General features: G+C 65.4%; 13 protein-coding genes and 1 tRNA gene. 10 read left to right on the forward strand and 4 right to left on the reverse strand.

Annotated features, from left to right (window positions below; all coding sequences use genetic code 11):
- The first annotated feature begins 1 nt into the window (after position 1).
- The 5 genes from cobN to ACP15P_RS05860 all read left to right on the forward strand — a co-directional run bounded on the left by cobN (position 2) and on the right by ACP15P_RS05860 (position 7,310).
- Complete coding sequence (gene cobN, locus ACP15P_RS05840) at positions 2-3,718, forward strand: cobaltochelatase subunit CobN (protein ID WP_424927569.1); 3,717 nt, start codon at positions 2-4, stop codon at positions 3,716-3,718.
- Positions 3,715-4,410, forward strand: a complete 696-nt coding sequence (locus ACP15P_RS05845; RefSeq protein ID WP_424927570.1) for an aspartate/glutamate racemase family protein — start codon at positions 3,715-3,717, stop codon at positions 4,408-4,410. Before cobN ends, ACP15P_RS05845 begins: the two co-directional genes overlap by 4 nt.
- On the forward strand, positions 4,407-5,042 hold the full coding sequence (locus ACP15P_RS05850) for a nucleotidyltransferase family protein (RefSeq protein ID WP_424927571.1): 636 nt from the start codon (positions 4,407-4,409) through the stop codon (positions 5,040-5,042). Before ACP15P_RS05845 ends, ACP15P_RS05850 begins: the two co-directional genes overlap by 4 nt.
- The gene (gene cobO / locus ACP15P_RS05855; RefSeq protein WP_424927572.1) at positions 5,039-5,647 is read left to right on the forward strand and encodes a cob(I)yrinic acid a,c-diamide adenosyltransferase; all 609 of its coding nucleotides are present in this window, start codon (positions 5,039-5,041) and stop codon (positions 5,645-5,647) included. The genes ACP15P_RS05850 and cobO overlap by 4 nt, the downstream gene beginning before the upstream one ends.
- A gap of 190 nt (positions 5,648-5,837) precedes the next feature.
- The gene (locus ACP15P_RS05860) at positions 5,838-7,310 is read left to right on the forward strand and encodes a cobyric acid synthase (protein WP_424927833.1); all 1,473 of its coding nucleotides are present in this window, start codon (positions 5,838-5,840) and stop codon (positions 7,308-7,310) included.
- On the opposite strand, the gene cobD is transcribed toward ACP15P_RS05860, so the two are convergent.
- The 4 genes from cobD to ACP15P_RS05880 form a co-directional block, all read right to left on the reverse strand.
- Complete coding sequence (cobD, locus tag ACP15P_RS05865) at positions 7,271-8,242, reverse strand: threonine-phosphate decarboxylase CobD (RefSeq protein ID WP_424927573.1); 972 nt, start codon at positions 8,240-8,242, stop codon at positions 7,271-7,273. The genes ACP15P_RS05860 and cobD overlap by 40 nt on opposite strands.
- Before the next feature lie 148 nt (positions 8,243-8,390).
- Positions 8,391-9,332 carry an adenosylcobinamide-phosphate synthase CbiB gene (cbiB, locus tag ACP15P_RS05870; RefSeq protein WP_424927574.1) on the reverse strand — a complete coding sequence of 314 codons (942 nt, stop codon included), beginning with the start codon at positions 9,330-9,332 and terminating at the stop codon, positions 8,391-8,393.
- Complete coding sequence (locus ACP15P_RS05875; protein WP_424927575.1) at positions 9,329-10,114, reverse strand: propanediol utilization protein; 786 nt, start codon at positions 10,112-10,114, stop codon at positions 9,329-9,331. The genes cbiB and ACP15P_RS05875 overlap by 4 nt, the downstream gene beginning before the upstream one ends.
- 57 nt (positions 10,115-10,171) lie before the next feature.
- Positions 10,172-10,549 carry a DUF1636 family protein gene (locus tag ACP15P_RS05880; protein ID WP_424927576.1) on the reverse strand — a complete coding sequence of 126 codons (378 nt, stop codon included), beginning with the start codon at positions 10,547-10,549 and terminating at the stop codon, positions 10,172-10,174.
- Between the two features lie 107 nt (positions 10,550-10,656).
- Between ACP15P_RS05880 and cobU the strand changes: the two genes are divergently transcribed.
- The 5 genes from cobU to ACP15P_RS05905 all read left to right on the forward strand — a co-directional run bounded on the left by cobU (position 10,657) and on the right by ACP15P_RS05905 (position 13,861).
- On the forward strand, positions 10,657-11,175 hold the full coding sequence (gene cobU, locus ACP15P_RS05885; RefSeq protein ID WP_424927577.1) for a bifunctional adenosylcobinamide kinase/adenosylcobinamide-phosphate guanylyltransferase: 519 nt from the start codon (positions 10,657-10,659) through the stop codon (positions 11,173-11,175).
- Between the two features lie 223 nt (positions 11,176-11,398).
- The gene (locus tag ACP15P_RS05890) at positions 11,399-12,004 is read left to right on the forward strand and encodes a Crp/Fnr family transcriptional regulator (RefSeq protein ID WP_424927578.1); all 606 of its coding nucleotides are present in this window, start codon (positions 11,399-11,401) and stop codon (positions 12,002-12,004) included.
- Positions 12,005-12,040: 36 nt separating this feature from the next.
- Complete coding sequence (locus ACP15P_RS05895) at positions 12,041-13,030, forward strand: hypothetical protein (RefSeq protein ID WP_424927579.1); 990 nt, start codon at positions 12,041-12,043, stop codon at positions 13,028-13,030.
- A gap of 89 nt (positions 13,031-13,119) precedes the next feature.
- Positions 13,120-13,196, forward strand: a tRNA-Arg gene (locus tag ACP15P_RS05900).
- Between the two features lie 26 nt (positions 13,197-13,222).
- Entirely contained in the window at positions 13,223-13,861 is a 639-nt protein-coding gene (locus ACP15P_RS05905) for a ribonuclease HII (RefSeq protein WP_424927580.1), read from the forward strand.
- Positions 13,862-13,922: the final 61 nt, after the last annotated feature.

Raw genomic sequence — 13,922 nt, forward strand, 5'->3', positions numbered from 1 at the left:
CATGCATCTGCTTGCCGCAACGCCGGGTCAGATCACGGACGGCACCGAACCGGTTGAAACCGGCCAGGACCCGGCGGATGTGGTGTTCCTCTCCGCCGCCGACACCGAGCTTGCGGCCCTGTCCGAGGCGCGTCAGACCCTGGGCGGCGCGGCCCCGTCACTGCGTCTGGCAAGCCTGTCCTGGATGGCGCATCCCTTTACCGTTGACCGCTGGATTGACGAAACCGCCTCCCGCTCGAAACTCGTCATCGCACGGGTTCTCGGCGGCGCCTCCTACTGGACCTATGCAGTCGAACAGCTCTCCATCCGTCTGCGCGAGGCTGGCGTGCCGTTCGTGGCACTGCCCGGCGACGACAAACCCGATGGCGAACTTCTCAGCCATTCCACCGTGGACCGGGACCACTGGGAAAATCTCTGGTCCTACTGTGTCGAGGGCGGCCCGGAAAACGCGCTGAATTTCCTGAAATACACCAACCACATGCTCGAGCGCGGCGAGGCCCCGGCACGCGCCGAACCGCTCCTGCGCGCCGGTTGGTACTGGCCCGGCGAAACCCGCGCCGACGCCACCACCGCCCGCGCCAGCTGGAAGGACGGCGCGCCGGTTGTGGCTGTGGTCTTCTACCGTGCGCTCCTTCAGGGCGCGGGCCTGCACCCGGTCAATCAGATGGTCCGGGCTCTGCTTCGGCGCGGTCTCAACCCGATGCCGGTCTTTGTGGCCTCGCTCAAGGACCCGGTCTCCGCCGAGACCCTTCGCGGGATTTTCACGGAAAACCCGCCCGCCGTTGTCCTGAACGCCACCGCCTTCGCCGTGTCCTCGCCCAATCCCGTCGGCTGGACCGGCGATCGCCCCGCCACCATCCTTGATGAACCCGGCTGCCCGGTGTTCCAGATGGTGTTTTCCGGCGCCTCCGAGGAAGCCTGGGCGCAGACCGAACGTGGTCTCTCCGCCCGCGACATCGCCATGAACGTGGCCCTGCCGGAGGTGGATGGCCGGGTCCTGACCCGCGCCGTCAGCTTCAAGTCCGAAGCCTATTTCGACGAGGCCACCCAATGCGCCATCGCCGCCTATCGCGGCCAGAACGAGCGCATCGGCTTCGTGGCCGACCTCGCCGCCAACTGGGCCAAACTCGCGCGGACCAGACCGCAGGACCGCCGCGTTGGCCTGATCCTCGCCAACTACCCCAACAGGGACGGCCGCCTCGCCAATGGCGTCGGCCTCGACACCCCCGCCGCCACGGTCGGCGTGCTCAAACGTCTCGCGGAGGCGGGCTACACCACCGAAAACATACCGCAATCCCCGTCCGACCTGATGGACGCCGTCATGGCCGGACCAACCAACTGGCTCGCGGACCGCGCCACCCGCACGGGCGGCGAAACCCTCACGTTGGAGGAGTACCGCAGTTTCTATGACGCGCTACCCTGGGAAATCCGGGACCGCATTGAAACCCGCTGGGGCCGGCCGGAGGACGACCCGTTCTTCGACACCGGCCGCGACGGTTTCGCCCTCTCAATCCTGCGCTTTGGCAACGTGGTCGTCGGCATCCAGCCCGCCCGCGGCTACAACATCGACCCGGAGGACACCTACCACTCCCCCGACCTGATCCCGCCGCACAACTACCTGGCCTTCTACGCCTGGCTGCGCGGCCCGTTCGCGGCCAACGCGCTGGTCCATATGGGCAAGCACGGCAACCTTGAATGGCTCCCCGGCAAAGCCGTGGCCCTGTCAGACGAGTGTTTCCCCGAGATCGCATTCGGTCCAACCCCGCACATCTACCCCTTCATCGTGAACGACCCAGGCGAGGGCACCCAGGCCAAACGCCGCGCCCAGGCCGTGATCATCGATCATCTGACGCCACCGCTCACCCGCGCCGAAAGCTACGGACCACTGCGCGAACTCGAAACCCTCGTGGACGAGTACTACCAGGCCGCGGGCGTGGACCCGCGCCGCATCGAACATCTCCGCCGCGAGATCGTGACGCTTCTGGAAGCCACCGGCCTCGGCAGCGACGCGGGCATAACTGACGCCGACGATGCCGACAGTCGCCTGCAAAAACTCGACGCATGGCTCTGCGAGCTGAAGGAAAGCCAAATCCGCGACGGCCTGCACATCTTTGGTGAGGCCCCCAAGGGCCGCCTGGCCCGCGACCTCACCATCGCCCTCACACGGGTCCCCCGCGCCAAAGGCGAAGGCCGCGACGCCTCCCTCATCCGCGCACTGGCCGCCGATCTTGCCCTCGATTTCGATCCGCTCGACTGCGACATGGCTGCGCCCTGGACCAGCCCCAAACCCGATATGCTTGCCACGCTGACCGACGACACCTGGCGCAGCCACGGCGACACAGTGGAACGCCTGGAACTCCTCGCCCAAACCCTTGTCGCGGGCGAAACTACCGCGCCCGGCCCGGTATCCGGTGCGGTCATGGAGGAAATCACCACCCGTGTCCGTCCTCTCGTCGAATACTCCGGCGAGGCCGAAATGACCGGGCTTCTCAACGCGCTCGACGGCAAGTTCACCTCGCCGGGGCCCTCCGGCGCCCCCACACGTGGCCGCCTCGACGTCCTGCCCACGGGCCGCAATTTCTTCTCCGTCGACAGCCGCGCCATCCCGACCCGCACCGCCTGGAAACTCGGCTGGAAATCCGCGGGCCTGCTCATCGACCGCCACCTCCAGGACCATGGCGACTGGCCGCGCAGCATGGCGCTGACCGCCTGGGGCACCGCAAACATGCGCACCGGCGGCGACGACATCGCACAGGCCCTCGCGCTTATGGGCGTCAAACCGCAATGGGACGACATGTCCGGCCGCGTTACCGGGTTCGAGATCATCCCCCTGGGCGCCCTCGGCCGTCCCCGCGTCGACGTGACGCTGCGCGTCTCCGGCTTCTTCCGAGATGCCTTCCCGGCCCAGATCGACCTTGTGGCCTCCGCCGCCAAAGCCGTGATGCACCTGGACGAGCCCGACTCCGAAAACCCGTCAGCCGCCAAATTCCGCAGGGAATCCGGCGCCATGGGCGATGCGGCGACCTACCGCGTCTTCGGCTCAAAACCCGGAGCCTACGGCGCGGGGCTTCAGGCGCTCATAGACGAAAAACTCTGGAAGGACCGCAGCGATTTCGCCGATACCTGGCTCGACTGGGGCGGCTACGCCTATGGCGACGGCCGCGAGGGCGCACCGGCCCGTGAGGCACTCGCCGGTCGTCTGTCCGAGGTTGAGGCCGTGGTCCAAAACCAGGACAACCGTGAACACGACATCCTCGACAGCGACGACTACTACCAGTTCGAGGGCGGTATGGCCGCCACGGTTGAGACCCTGCGCGGCGCGGCCCCGACCGTCTATCACAACGACCATTCCCGCCCGGAACGCCCCGTCATCCGCACCCTCGACGAGGAAATCGCCCGCGTTGTCCGCTCCCGCGCGGTCAACCCGAAATGGATCGAGGGCGTCAAACGCCACGGCTACAAGGGCGCTTTCGAGATCGCCGCCACCGTCGATTACCTCTTCGCTTTCGCCGCCACCACCGGAGCCGTCCGCGACCACCATTTCGACCTGGTCTACGACGCGTACCTTGAGGATGACGACACCCGCGACTTCATCGCCGACAACAACGCGCCCGCGCTCCGCGAGATCGCCGAACGCCTGAACGAGGCCATCGACCGCGGTCTGTGGCAGCCCCGCTCCAACTCGGCCCGCATCCGGTTGCAGGAGATGCTGGCATGAAGAAAATCGGCATCCTCGGCGGCATGTCCGCCGCCTCGACCGCCCTCTACCAAGCCCGTCTAAACGCCCAAACCATGGAGCGTCTCGGCGGCTTGCACTCCGCAAACCTTCTCGTCCGCTCCCTCGATTTCGCGGACATCGCCGACATGCAGTCCCGTGGTGACTGGGACGCGGCAGGTGACCTGCTGAACCACGAGGCACGCCTGCTCGAGGCCGGCGGTGCGGAAATTCTGATCCTTGCCACCAACACCATGCACAAACTGGCCGACCGCATGACTGAGGGCCTCGCCATCCCGTTCCTCCACATCGGAACCGCAACCGCAGAGGCTGTCGCAGGGCAGGGGTTGCAGCGCCCCGGTCTGATGGCAACCGCCTTCACGATGGAGCAGGAGTTCTACATCGGCCGCCTCCGCGAAAAAGGGCTCGATCCCGTCATTCCAAATGCCACGGACCGGGCGACCACGCATGGCATCATCTATGACGAACTCTGCAAAAACATCATCCGCGGTGACAGCCGCAAAACATATGAGGCCATAGCAGCCCGCCTTGTTGACGCGGGCGCCGACAGCCTTATCCTCGGCTGTACGGAGGTGGGAATGCTCCTGAACGCCTCCAATGTCGCCGTACCCGTATTCGACACCACACTCATCCACTGCGACCGCGCCCTCGACGCGGCTTTGGAAGGCACATGACCGACGACCATCTCCGTTATTCCGGCCTGTCCATTTCCCGGCAGACGGAAACCCTGCGTGAAATCCTGCGCGCCTCACCCCGTATGATGGATGTCATGGAACGGGTGCGCCTGCTGGATCTGCCGGATGCCTGGATCGTATCGGGCGCGATCTACAACACGGTCTGGAACGCCCTGACCGGCCGGCCCGACATGCACGGCGTCAACGATATCGACCTGTTCTATTTCAACCACGACACCACCTGGGAGGCCGAGGACGAGGTCATACGCCGCGTGGCGGAGGCCATCCCCGGCAAGCCACCCGTGGAGACCCGCAACCAGGCCCGGGTTCACCTCTGGTACGAACAGCGCTTCGGCCGCCCAGGTCCAAAATTCTCGTCATCGCGGGAAGCACTGCTGTACTTTGCCGCAAGGACCCATTCCGTCGCGGCGCGGCTGGAACATGACGGAAACATCGCGGTTCATGCCCCGTTTGGCCTCGACAACATCTTTTCCTTTCGTCTTGTGCCAAATACCATCCGGCCCAACCGGGAGACCCACGAGGCCAAGGCCGCCCGCCAGATGGCTCTCTGGCCCGAGCTTGAATTCTTTCCCTGGCCCAAACACGCCATGGCGACACTGGAGGACACATGAACGAGGATACCGACCGCCACGCCCACAAGATGGCCAAAAAGAAGGCCGCGCGGGACAAGATCATGGCGACCAAGACCGAGGAAAAGGGCCTCGTGATCGTCCACACCGGCAAGGGCAAGGGCAAAAGCTCCGCCGCCTTCGGCATGATCTTCCGCTGCATCGCCCATGACATGCCCTGCGCCGTGGTGCAGTTCATCAAGGGCGGCATGTCCACCGGCGAGCGCGACCTGATCCTTGAGCATTTCTCCGACCGCTGCGCCTTTCACACCATGGGCGAGGGTTTCACCTGGGAAACCCAGGACAAGTCCCGCGACATGGAAATGGCCCAGGCCGCCTGGGCGAAGGCAAAGGAACTCATTCTCGATGAGACCAACCGCATGGTCCTGCTCGACGAGATCAACATCGCCCTGCGCTATGATTACCTCGACATAAACGAGGTCGTGGCCTTCCTGCGCGACCACAAACCACCCATGACCCACGTGGTTCTGACCGGCCGCAATGCGAAGGAGGAACTGCTGGAAATCGCCGATCTCGCCACCGAGATGGAACTCCTGAAACACCCGTTCCGCTCCGGCGTAAAGGCCCAGGCCGGGGTGGAATTCTGAACAGGCCGGGTATTGAGGCAGTGCCCCTGTCAAATCTCCCGCCCGGCGGCAACGCCGGGCAGCGCCGATCCTCCCCCAGGAGGCGCTCTCGCGCCACCAGGATCGCCACTGCCCTCATGGCAAGGGAACAACCGTCGGATAACGCGGCCCTCCTGAACCCCCAAAGGCCCGCCGCGTGACCAGATCCCTCATGATCCAGGGCGCCGGCTCCAATGTCGGCAAGTCCATGCTCGTGGCCGGCCTCTGCCGCGCGTTTACCCGGCGTGGCCTGAAAATCCTGCCCTTCAAGCCTCAGAACATGTCAAACAATGCCGCCGTTACCAGTGACGGCGGCGAAATCGGCCGCGCCCAGGCCCTCCAGGCGCTCGCCTGTGGCGTGGCCCCGCACACCGACATGAACCCGATCCTGCTCAAGCCCGAAACCGACACCGGCGCCCAGGTCGTCGTCCAGGGCAAACGCCTCACCACCGTCAGGGCCCGCGACTACGCCAAACTCAAACCTGGGCTAATGGCCCCGGTGCTGGAGAGTTTCCACCGCCTCGCCACCCAGGCCGACCTTGTGCTGATCGAAGGAGCTGGCAGCCCTGCAGAGGTCAATCTCCGCGCCAATGACATCGCCAATATGGGCTTCGCCGAGGCCGCAGGCGTTTCCGTCATCCTCGCCGGAGACATCGATCGCGGCGGTGTTATCGCCCAGATCGTCGGCACGGCGGAGGTCATCTCTCCCAAGGACCGCGCCCTCATCAAGGGCTTCCTCATCAACAAGTTCCGCGGCGACCCCCGGCTCTTCACCGACGGCTACGACCTCATTGCTCAACGCACCGGCTGGCCCGGTTTCGGCGTCATTCCCTGGTTCGACGGAGCCCACCGCCTTCCGGCCGAGGATGCGCTCGACATCGCCGGTCGCCCCTCAACCGGCCCGTTCAAAATCGCCTGTCCCGTCCTCTCCCGCATCGCCAATTTCGACGATCTCGACCCGCTCAAGGCCGAACCCGGCACCACGCTCACCATGGTCCGCCCTGGCGAACCCATTCCCGGCGACACGGACCTCGTGATCCTGCCCGGCTCAAAATCCACGCGCGGCGATCTCGATTTCATCCGCAAGCAGGGCTGGGACATCGACATCCTCGCCCATCACCGGCGCGGCGGTCGCGTGCTGGGCCTCTGCGGCGGCTACCAGATGCTCGGAAAAACCGTGATCGACCCTGACGGTCTCGAGGGCACTCCCGGCACCACACCAGGCCTTTGCCTGCTCGACGTGGTCACGCACATGCACCCACGCAAAAACCTCACCACCGTCTCCGCGACGCATACGGCGACCGGCAAAAGCTTCGAAGGCTACGAGATCCATATTGGCGCCACCGAGGGCCCGGACACCGCGCGCCCCTTCGCCCATATCGACACCCGCCCTGAGGGCGCCACGTCACCCGATGGCCGCGTCGCGGGGTCCTACCTGCACGGTCTCTTCTCCAACGACGCCTTCCGCGCCGCCTGGCTTAACGGGTTCGGCATTGCCGCCGCCACAACCTCATATGGCTCGCAGGTGGAAACCACCCTGGACGACCTCGCCCAACACCTCGAAACCCACGCGGATCTCGATGGGCTTCTCAAAATCGCCGGGTCTCAGGCCAGGGCCGCCTCAAGCCGTTCCCATTCCGCCTGACTTCCGGGAAACCCAAGCCGGATCCAGCTGTCGGAATAGGGAAAAATCCGGCTCCAGACTTGCGCCTTCGCCAGCCGCTCCTGCGCCGCCGCCGCATCTTCCGTCCCGAACAGCCGAAACAGATGCGTCCCGCCCAGCACGCGCCAGCCCGCACCAGCCCCAATCCGGTCCATCCGCGTCATCTCACCCGTCAAACGCTCCACCGTTGCTGCCCGCCAGCCCTCATCCGCCAGCGCCGCCGCCCCCAGGGCCAGCGCCGGACCGGACACGTTCCACGGCCCCGCGAGCACCCGCATCGCCTCCAGCCGTGCCTCCGCGCCAACCACAAACCCCAGTCTGACGCCCGCCAGCCCGTAGAACTTCCCAAAGGACCGCAGCACCAGAACATTGCCGGGCAGGGGCCGCCGCAGCAGCGATCCCTCCGGCACCGCATCCGCAAAGCTCTCATCCACCACCAGCGTCCCGACCTCACCGGCCAGCGCCCGCAGATCATCCGCGCCGCAATGCGCCCCATCCGGATTGTTCGGATTAACCACGACCGCCACATCCACCCCACGCAGTCCGTCGAGCCCCTCCGTGGACAGTTCCACTGACCAGCCCCGCGCCTCGAACGAGGCCGCAAACTCGTTATATGTCGGCCCCGCAATCGCCATCCGCCGACCGTCGAGAATCAGCGGCAGCAACTGTATCCCCGCCTGCGCCCCGGCCACCGGCAAAATCCCGTCACCCGTGCCGTAGGCCCGCCGCGCCGCCGCCACCAGTCCCTCCCGCGCCGTCACCGTTGGCAATGCAGTCCAGGCTTCCCGCCCCAGGTCACTCACCGGCCAAGGCACCCGGTTGATCCCCGTGGACAGGTCAATCCAGTCCGCCCGCGCCCCACCAAACCGCGCAATCGCGCCTTCCAGGTTGCCCCCGTGATCCCGCGTGTTCATTGAAAACTTTCCCCGGCATGTAGTGAAGCAATTCTTCGTTCAGCCACACCGCCCGGCGGCACCGCCGGGCAGCGCCGTCCGCCCCCCTGGGCGGCGCTCCGCTTCCGCCCGCGGCCGTCGCTGCCCTCGGAAATCCGCACAACCCTCATCAAACCAGCACCAACACCGCCAAAACCACCCCAAACGCGAAAACACACCGCCGATAAAGCCCAAGCCCCTCAGCCAAGTCCCGCGCCTCCGGATCCCGCGCCCCCGCATTCACCCAGGGCTCGTCGCTCACGCGGTCGCCATACACCCGAGGCCCCGACAGCCGCACGCCAAGCCCCGCCGCCATCGCCGCCTCGGGCCAGCCCGCATTGGGCGACCGGTGCGCCCCCGCGTCCCGCCGCATCACCGCAAACGCCTGTCCCGGACGACCCGACACCAGGCAAAACACCAGCCCGGTCAGCCGCGCCGGCACGTAATTCACCACATCATCAAACCGTGCCGCGAACTTCCCAAACCACTCGTACCGCGCATTGCGATACCCGATCATGCTGTCGAGCGTATTGACCGCCTTGTATCCCGCAATCCCCGGCAACCCGAACAGCAGCCCCCAGAACAGCGGCGCGGTCACGCCATCCGAAGTGTTCTCCGCCAAACTCTCCAGCGCCGCCCGCGCAATCCCGGCCTCATCGAGCCGCGAGGGATCGCGCCCCACAATCTTCGCCACCTCCTGCCGCGCACCGTCAACATCACCTGCGGACAGGGGCGCCTCAACATCCCCCACATGATCGTGCAGGCTCCGGGCCGCCACCAGAGGCGCCGCCAAAATCCCGCCAATCACCATTCCAAGCACACCACCGGGCAGCGTCGCCGCAACCATCACAGCCACGACCACAACCACCCCAATCACGATCACCGCCGTCGCCGTTCCCGCCCGAAACCGCGCCGCGTCATCCTGATCCTCCGCGCCCAGCCATGCCTCAAGCTGGCCGATCATCCGCCCGATCCAGGTCACAGGATGCCCAATGCGGCGATACACCCGGTCCGGCCAGCCAAACGCCGCATCCACCACCAGTGCCACCAGCATCATGCCCGCGAAACTCAACCTTTCCCTCCAACCCGAAACCGCCGCACGCCGCTCAGGCCTGCCGCCTGCAATGCGGACGCCGCGCCATCCGGCGCACGCCCCGGCTCAAACAGCATCGCCCGCGCCGACCCGGTGTGCGCCGCCGCTATGCCCAACGCGCCCAGGTCCCGCGCCAGCGTCAATATCCGCCCCGGATCGCGCCCGCCGCGAACCAAATGGTTCCGCATGGCCGATGCGCTCGCGATCTCAGCAATCTCCCGCCGGTCGCCACCCGCCGCCATCCACCGCGCCACCAGATCGCTTATATCCGCAAACCGTGCATCGCCCGCATCCGTGCGCCGGCCCGGCCCGTCAAACCCGCCAACCACGTCAAACGCGGGCAGGGCCGGGAGCCGCTCGACCACCTGACCCAGGCGCGAGGCCCACAGCATCCGCTCCGGCCGCTCAAGCATCAGCGGATCCGACGCCCCCTCCATCGCCACGCACAAAATCGCCTCAATCTCCGGCCACAATCCGCCCAGAGGCTCCGCCATTGCCCGGATCAGGCCCAGCCGCGCCGCCGTCGACGCTCCCGCACCGCCCCCCGGCGGCATCCCCGACCGCACCCGAAAAATCCCTGACGGCCGCTGCCCGACCAGCAGCCGAAACAACCACCGCACATCCTCCCGCGACAGAACCGGAACCCCGTGCTGGTAAAGCCCAAACTCCGGCCCGGGCCGCCACGTCACCTGCGTGACTGCATCCGGGCAGGGCAGGGTCACGAGTACAACCGGCCCATCAGCGCCCAGTCTTCCTTGCAAAAACTCTCCGAAATGTCCCGCGACACTGACAGAAATCCCGTCAGACCCCATGCGGTTTCAGCCCTCAACCGGCGCTGACAGCGGCGGAATGCGGGCCACAAAATGCCCCTTCACCCCCTGCGGCCAGGTCCGGAAGGGCACCACGCCCGTCTCACTGTCCCGATGCCCGGTGGCGTACTCCACCACCGCCTGCGCATCCTCCGCCGTACCCTCAAACCGGCCCAGCACATAGGTCAGTTTGCCCTCCGCCGAGAGCGCCACATTGCACGACCGCTCACAGCCCATCAGACACTTGACCGGCCGCACCGACACACCCTCAACCTCTGCCGCCGCCGCCCGCATGTGCTCGATGAACGCCTCGCCACAGGGCGGCTCATCGGTCACGTCCTTCTTCTCCGGAACGCGACAGGTGGTGCAGACGGTAATGGTCGACATCGGCGGACGCTCCTTGACGGCCTCAAAAAAAGTCCGGGATTGAGTGACAGGTCGGCGCGGTCTATGCAACCTCGGGAGATCGCCACGGGCCAAAAAAGGAGCCGGTTTTGTCACGGATCATACTTGTTACCGGTGGCGCACGCTCCGGCAAAAGTCGCTGGGCCGAGGAACGCATCGAAAGCCTCATCTTCCCCTGGACCTACATCGCCACCGCCGAACCCCGCGATGGCGAAATGCGTGAGCGCATCAACGCCCATATCGCCCGACGCGGCCCAAACTGGACAACGATCGAGGAACCCTTCGACCTCTCCGGCGCGCTCACCCGCTCCGACGGCACCGGCGCGCGCCTCGTTGACTGCGTCACATTCTGGCTCACCAATCTGATGCTGGCCGACCACGACTGGCAGGCGGCCCTCACGGCGCTGACGGACACGCTCGAAGCCCAAACCTCCCCGGTCATCCTCGTAACCAATGAGGTCGGTGCGGGCATCGTCCCCGATAACGCCCTTGCGCGCCGCTTCCGCGACGCTGCCGGCGCCGCAAACCAGGCCATTGCCGCGGTCTCGGCGGAAGTTGTTCTCGTTTCCTGCGGACTGCCCCTCATTCTCAAAAACGTGCAAAACTGACCGTTTACGCGCCAGATCAGCGCATTTCCGCAGGCCTGGCCGCGAAATCGCGTCTGTCCAGTCTTGTTTATCCGATCCGAATAAGGATGATGATGGCAGGAGGGGTCTGTCCAGGGGTTGCAGGCGCCCGCAATAATCCCGAAATCGGGGCCGGACAGGACATACCGTGTCAGATTTACCGAAAAGCATACTGGATTCCGTGCCACCCGCTCTCTGGAATGTAATGGAACACGTGGCCAAGGAGGTCCGCCTGAGCAAGGGGTCAATCCTCTTCCAGGAAGGCGACCCCGGCGACGGCATGTACATCATCCGTCAGGGTGAGGTCGAAATCAGTGTGCTCTCCGAATCCGGCCGCAAACTGGCGCTCAACATCATGGGACCGGAAGAGGTTCTGGGCGAGATTGGCCTCTTCGGCGGTGATCGTACCGCCACCGCCACCGCGCTTAGCGACTGCGTGCTCGCCTCCATCCGGCGCCCGGAGGTTCTGGCGGAGCTGAAAACCAACCCCGACCTCGCGCTGGAATTCATTAATCTGCTCTCCGAGCGCCTGCGCTACGTCAGCGCCCAGCTTGGTGAACGCACCTTCCTGCCGCTCTCGGCCCGCCTGGCCCGCCGGCTTCTCTATCTCGATGGCAAGGTCGGCGAAAAATCGGGCTCCGTCCCGGTCTCCCAGGCCGACCTCGCCGATTTTGTCGGAACCACCCGCGAATCCGTGGCCAAAACCCTCTCCGTCTGGAAGCTGAACGGCTGGGTCTCCATCTCCCGCGGCAAGGTCAACCTGCTGAACATGGATGCGCTCGAGGAACTCGCCGAGCAGCTCCCCGACTGAGCCTGAAACCCGCCAGACCACCGAAGGACCCGGACGATGGGCAAACCACGCCTTGTGCTCCACGCGGGCCTGCACAAAACCGGCACCACCGCCCTGCAAAAGGCCTTCGCCAGCAACCGCGGCCGTCTCCGCAAAAACGACATCGTCTACCCCGACCTGCCACCCTTCGGTCGCGACCCGGTGGAGGCCCACCACAAATTCGCCCATGCCATTGCCCGCCCCAGAGGGTTCGACACGGCCGCCTTTCAGGACCGACTGGCAAAAGTTCCCGAAACCCGCACCGTTCTGCTCAGCGCCGAGGCCATCTGCCGCCACCATGACGGCGAGCCAAGGCATCCGAACCGCGGCGGCGGCTACTGGACCGCCGCGGGCGACCCGGACACCTACTGGACCGGACGACGCGCCTATCTGGAGCGCCTGCGCTACGCCCTGTCCCGCTTTGAGATTGAACCGGTCATCTACCTGCGCCGCCAGGACCGCGTGGCACAGTCCCTGTATTTCTCTTTCGTGGACTCCCTCGGTTACGTCGATGACTTCGAGACCTTTCTTGAGGAACGCATTCACTGGTTCGATTTCGACCGCCAGGTGTCCCTTTTCCGCGAGGTCTTCGGCCAGGCTACCACATTTGACTACGACAGCCACGTAAAGACCGGCCTCGCCAACACCTTTCTGGCCGAGGTCTTCGGCGTCAACGGTCTCGACATCTCCGCCCCGCGCGCCCGTGTTACCACGGACCCGCGCACCGTCCTGTGGATCCGCGAACGAAACCGCGAGGCCGGGACAGGGATCAACGACTGGCGCAAAACCGTCCAGGGCTTCACGCAATGGATGAACCAAAAGTCGCCTTTCGCAGGATCCCCTGCCAGCGGCTACTGGCCCTCCCAGGCCGCCCGCGATGCCTTCCTCGCCCGCTACGGCATCACCGCCAACGACCCCGTCGCTCCGCCCGCCGTGCTGTCACCTGAAGACCGCAGCCGCATCACCGCACTCTTCGATGAGTGGCAGTCCGCCAAAAGCCCGCATTGACCGCCATTTCCCCAATTTATGCCGTCCGGCAATTGACCCCGCCACCTCAGCCTGGTTACAGATGCGCCACGTCAATCCGGCACCACCAAGGCCCCGTGGCTCAACTGGATAGAGCAGCCCCCTCCTAAGGGGCAGGTTACAGGTTCGAATCCTGTCGGGGTCGCCACTCTCCACATATCCAGGATGTACCTCATGACCGGCACACTCCCCGATCTCAGTCTGGAGCTTGAGGCCATATCATCCGGCCACGCCCGGATCGCCGGGGTGGACGAGGTCGGGCGGGGGCCGTGGTCCGGGCCGGTTGTGGCGGCGGCCGTGATCCTCGACCCGGACAACATTCCCGCCGGTCTGAACGACAGCAAGAAGCTTACCGCCGCCCGGCGCGAGAGCCTGATGGCCGAAATTACCGCCTGCGCCGCGGTCGGCATCGGCGAGGCGACGGTTGCCGAGATTGACGAGGTCAACATCCTGCAGGCGAGTTTCCTCGCCATGCGCCGCGCCCTCGACAACCTCACCACCCCACCGGATTTCGTCCTCGTCGACGGCCGCCACATCCCGCCCGGCCTGCCGTGCCAGGCCCAGGCCGTCATCAAGGGCGACGGCCGCTCGCTCTCCATCGCCGCGGCGTCGATTGTGGCAAAGGTCACACGGGACAGGATCATGGTTGCACTTTCGCAACAGTTTCCAGGTTATGCTTGGGAGACCAACATGGGATACGGCACGAAAGCCCATGTTGAGGGCCTCAATTTGCACGGTGTGACACAACATCATCGGCGCTCATTTAAGCCGATACACAATATGTTGCGAAAAGCTAAATCTTTAAGTGCCTGATTCATAAAGAAATTGACGGCGAATCACTTTTGAATCATGGTCTCCGGAGCACCCGACACAC

Source organism: Amaricoccus tamworthensis, assembly GCF_049800875.1.
Classification (GTDB): domain Bacteria; phylum Pseudomonadota; class Alphaproteobacteria; order Rhodobacterales; family Rhodobacteraceae; genus Amaricoccus; species Amaricoccus tamworthensis.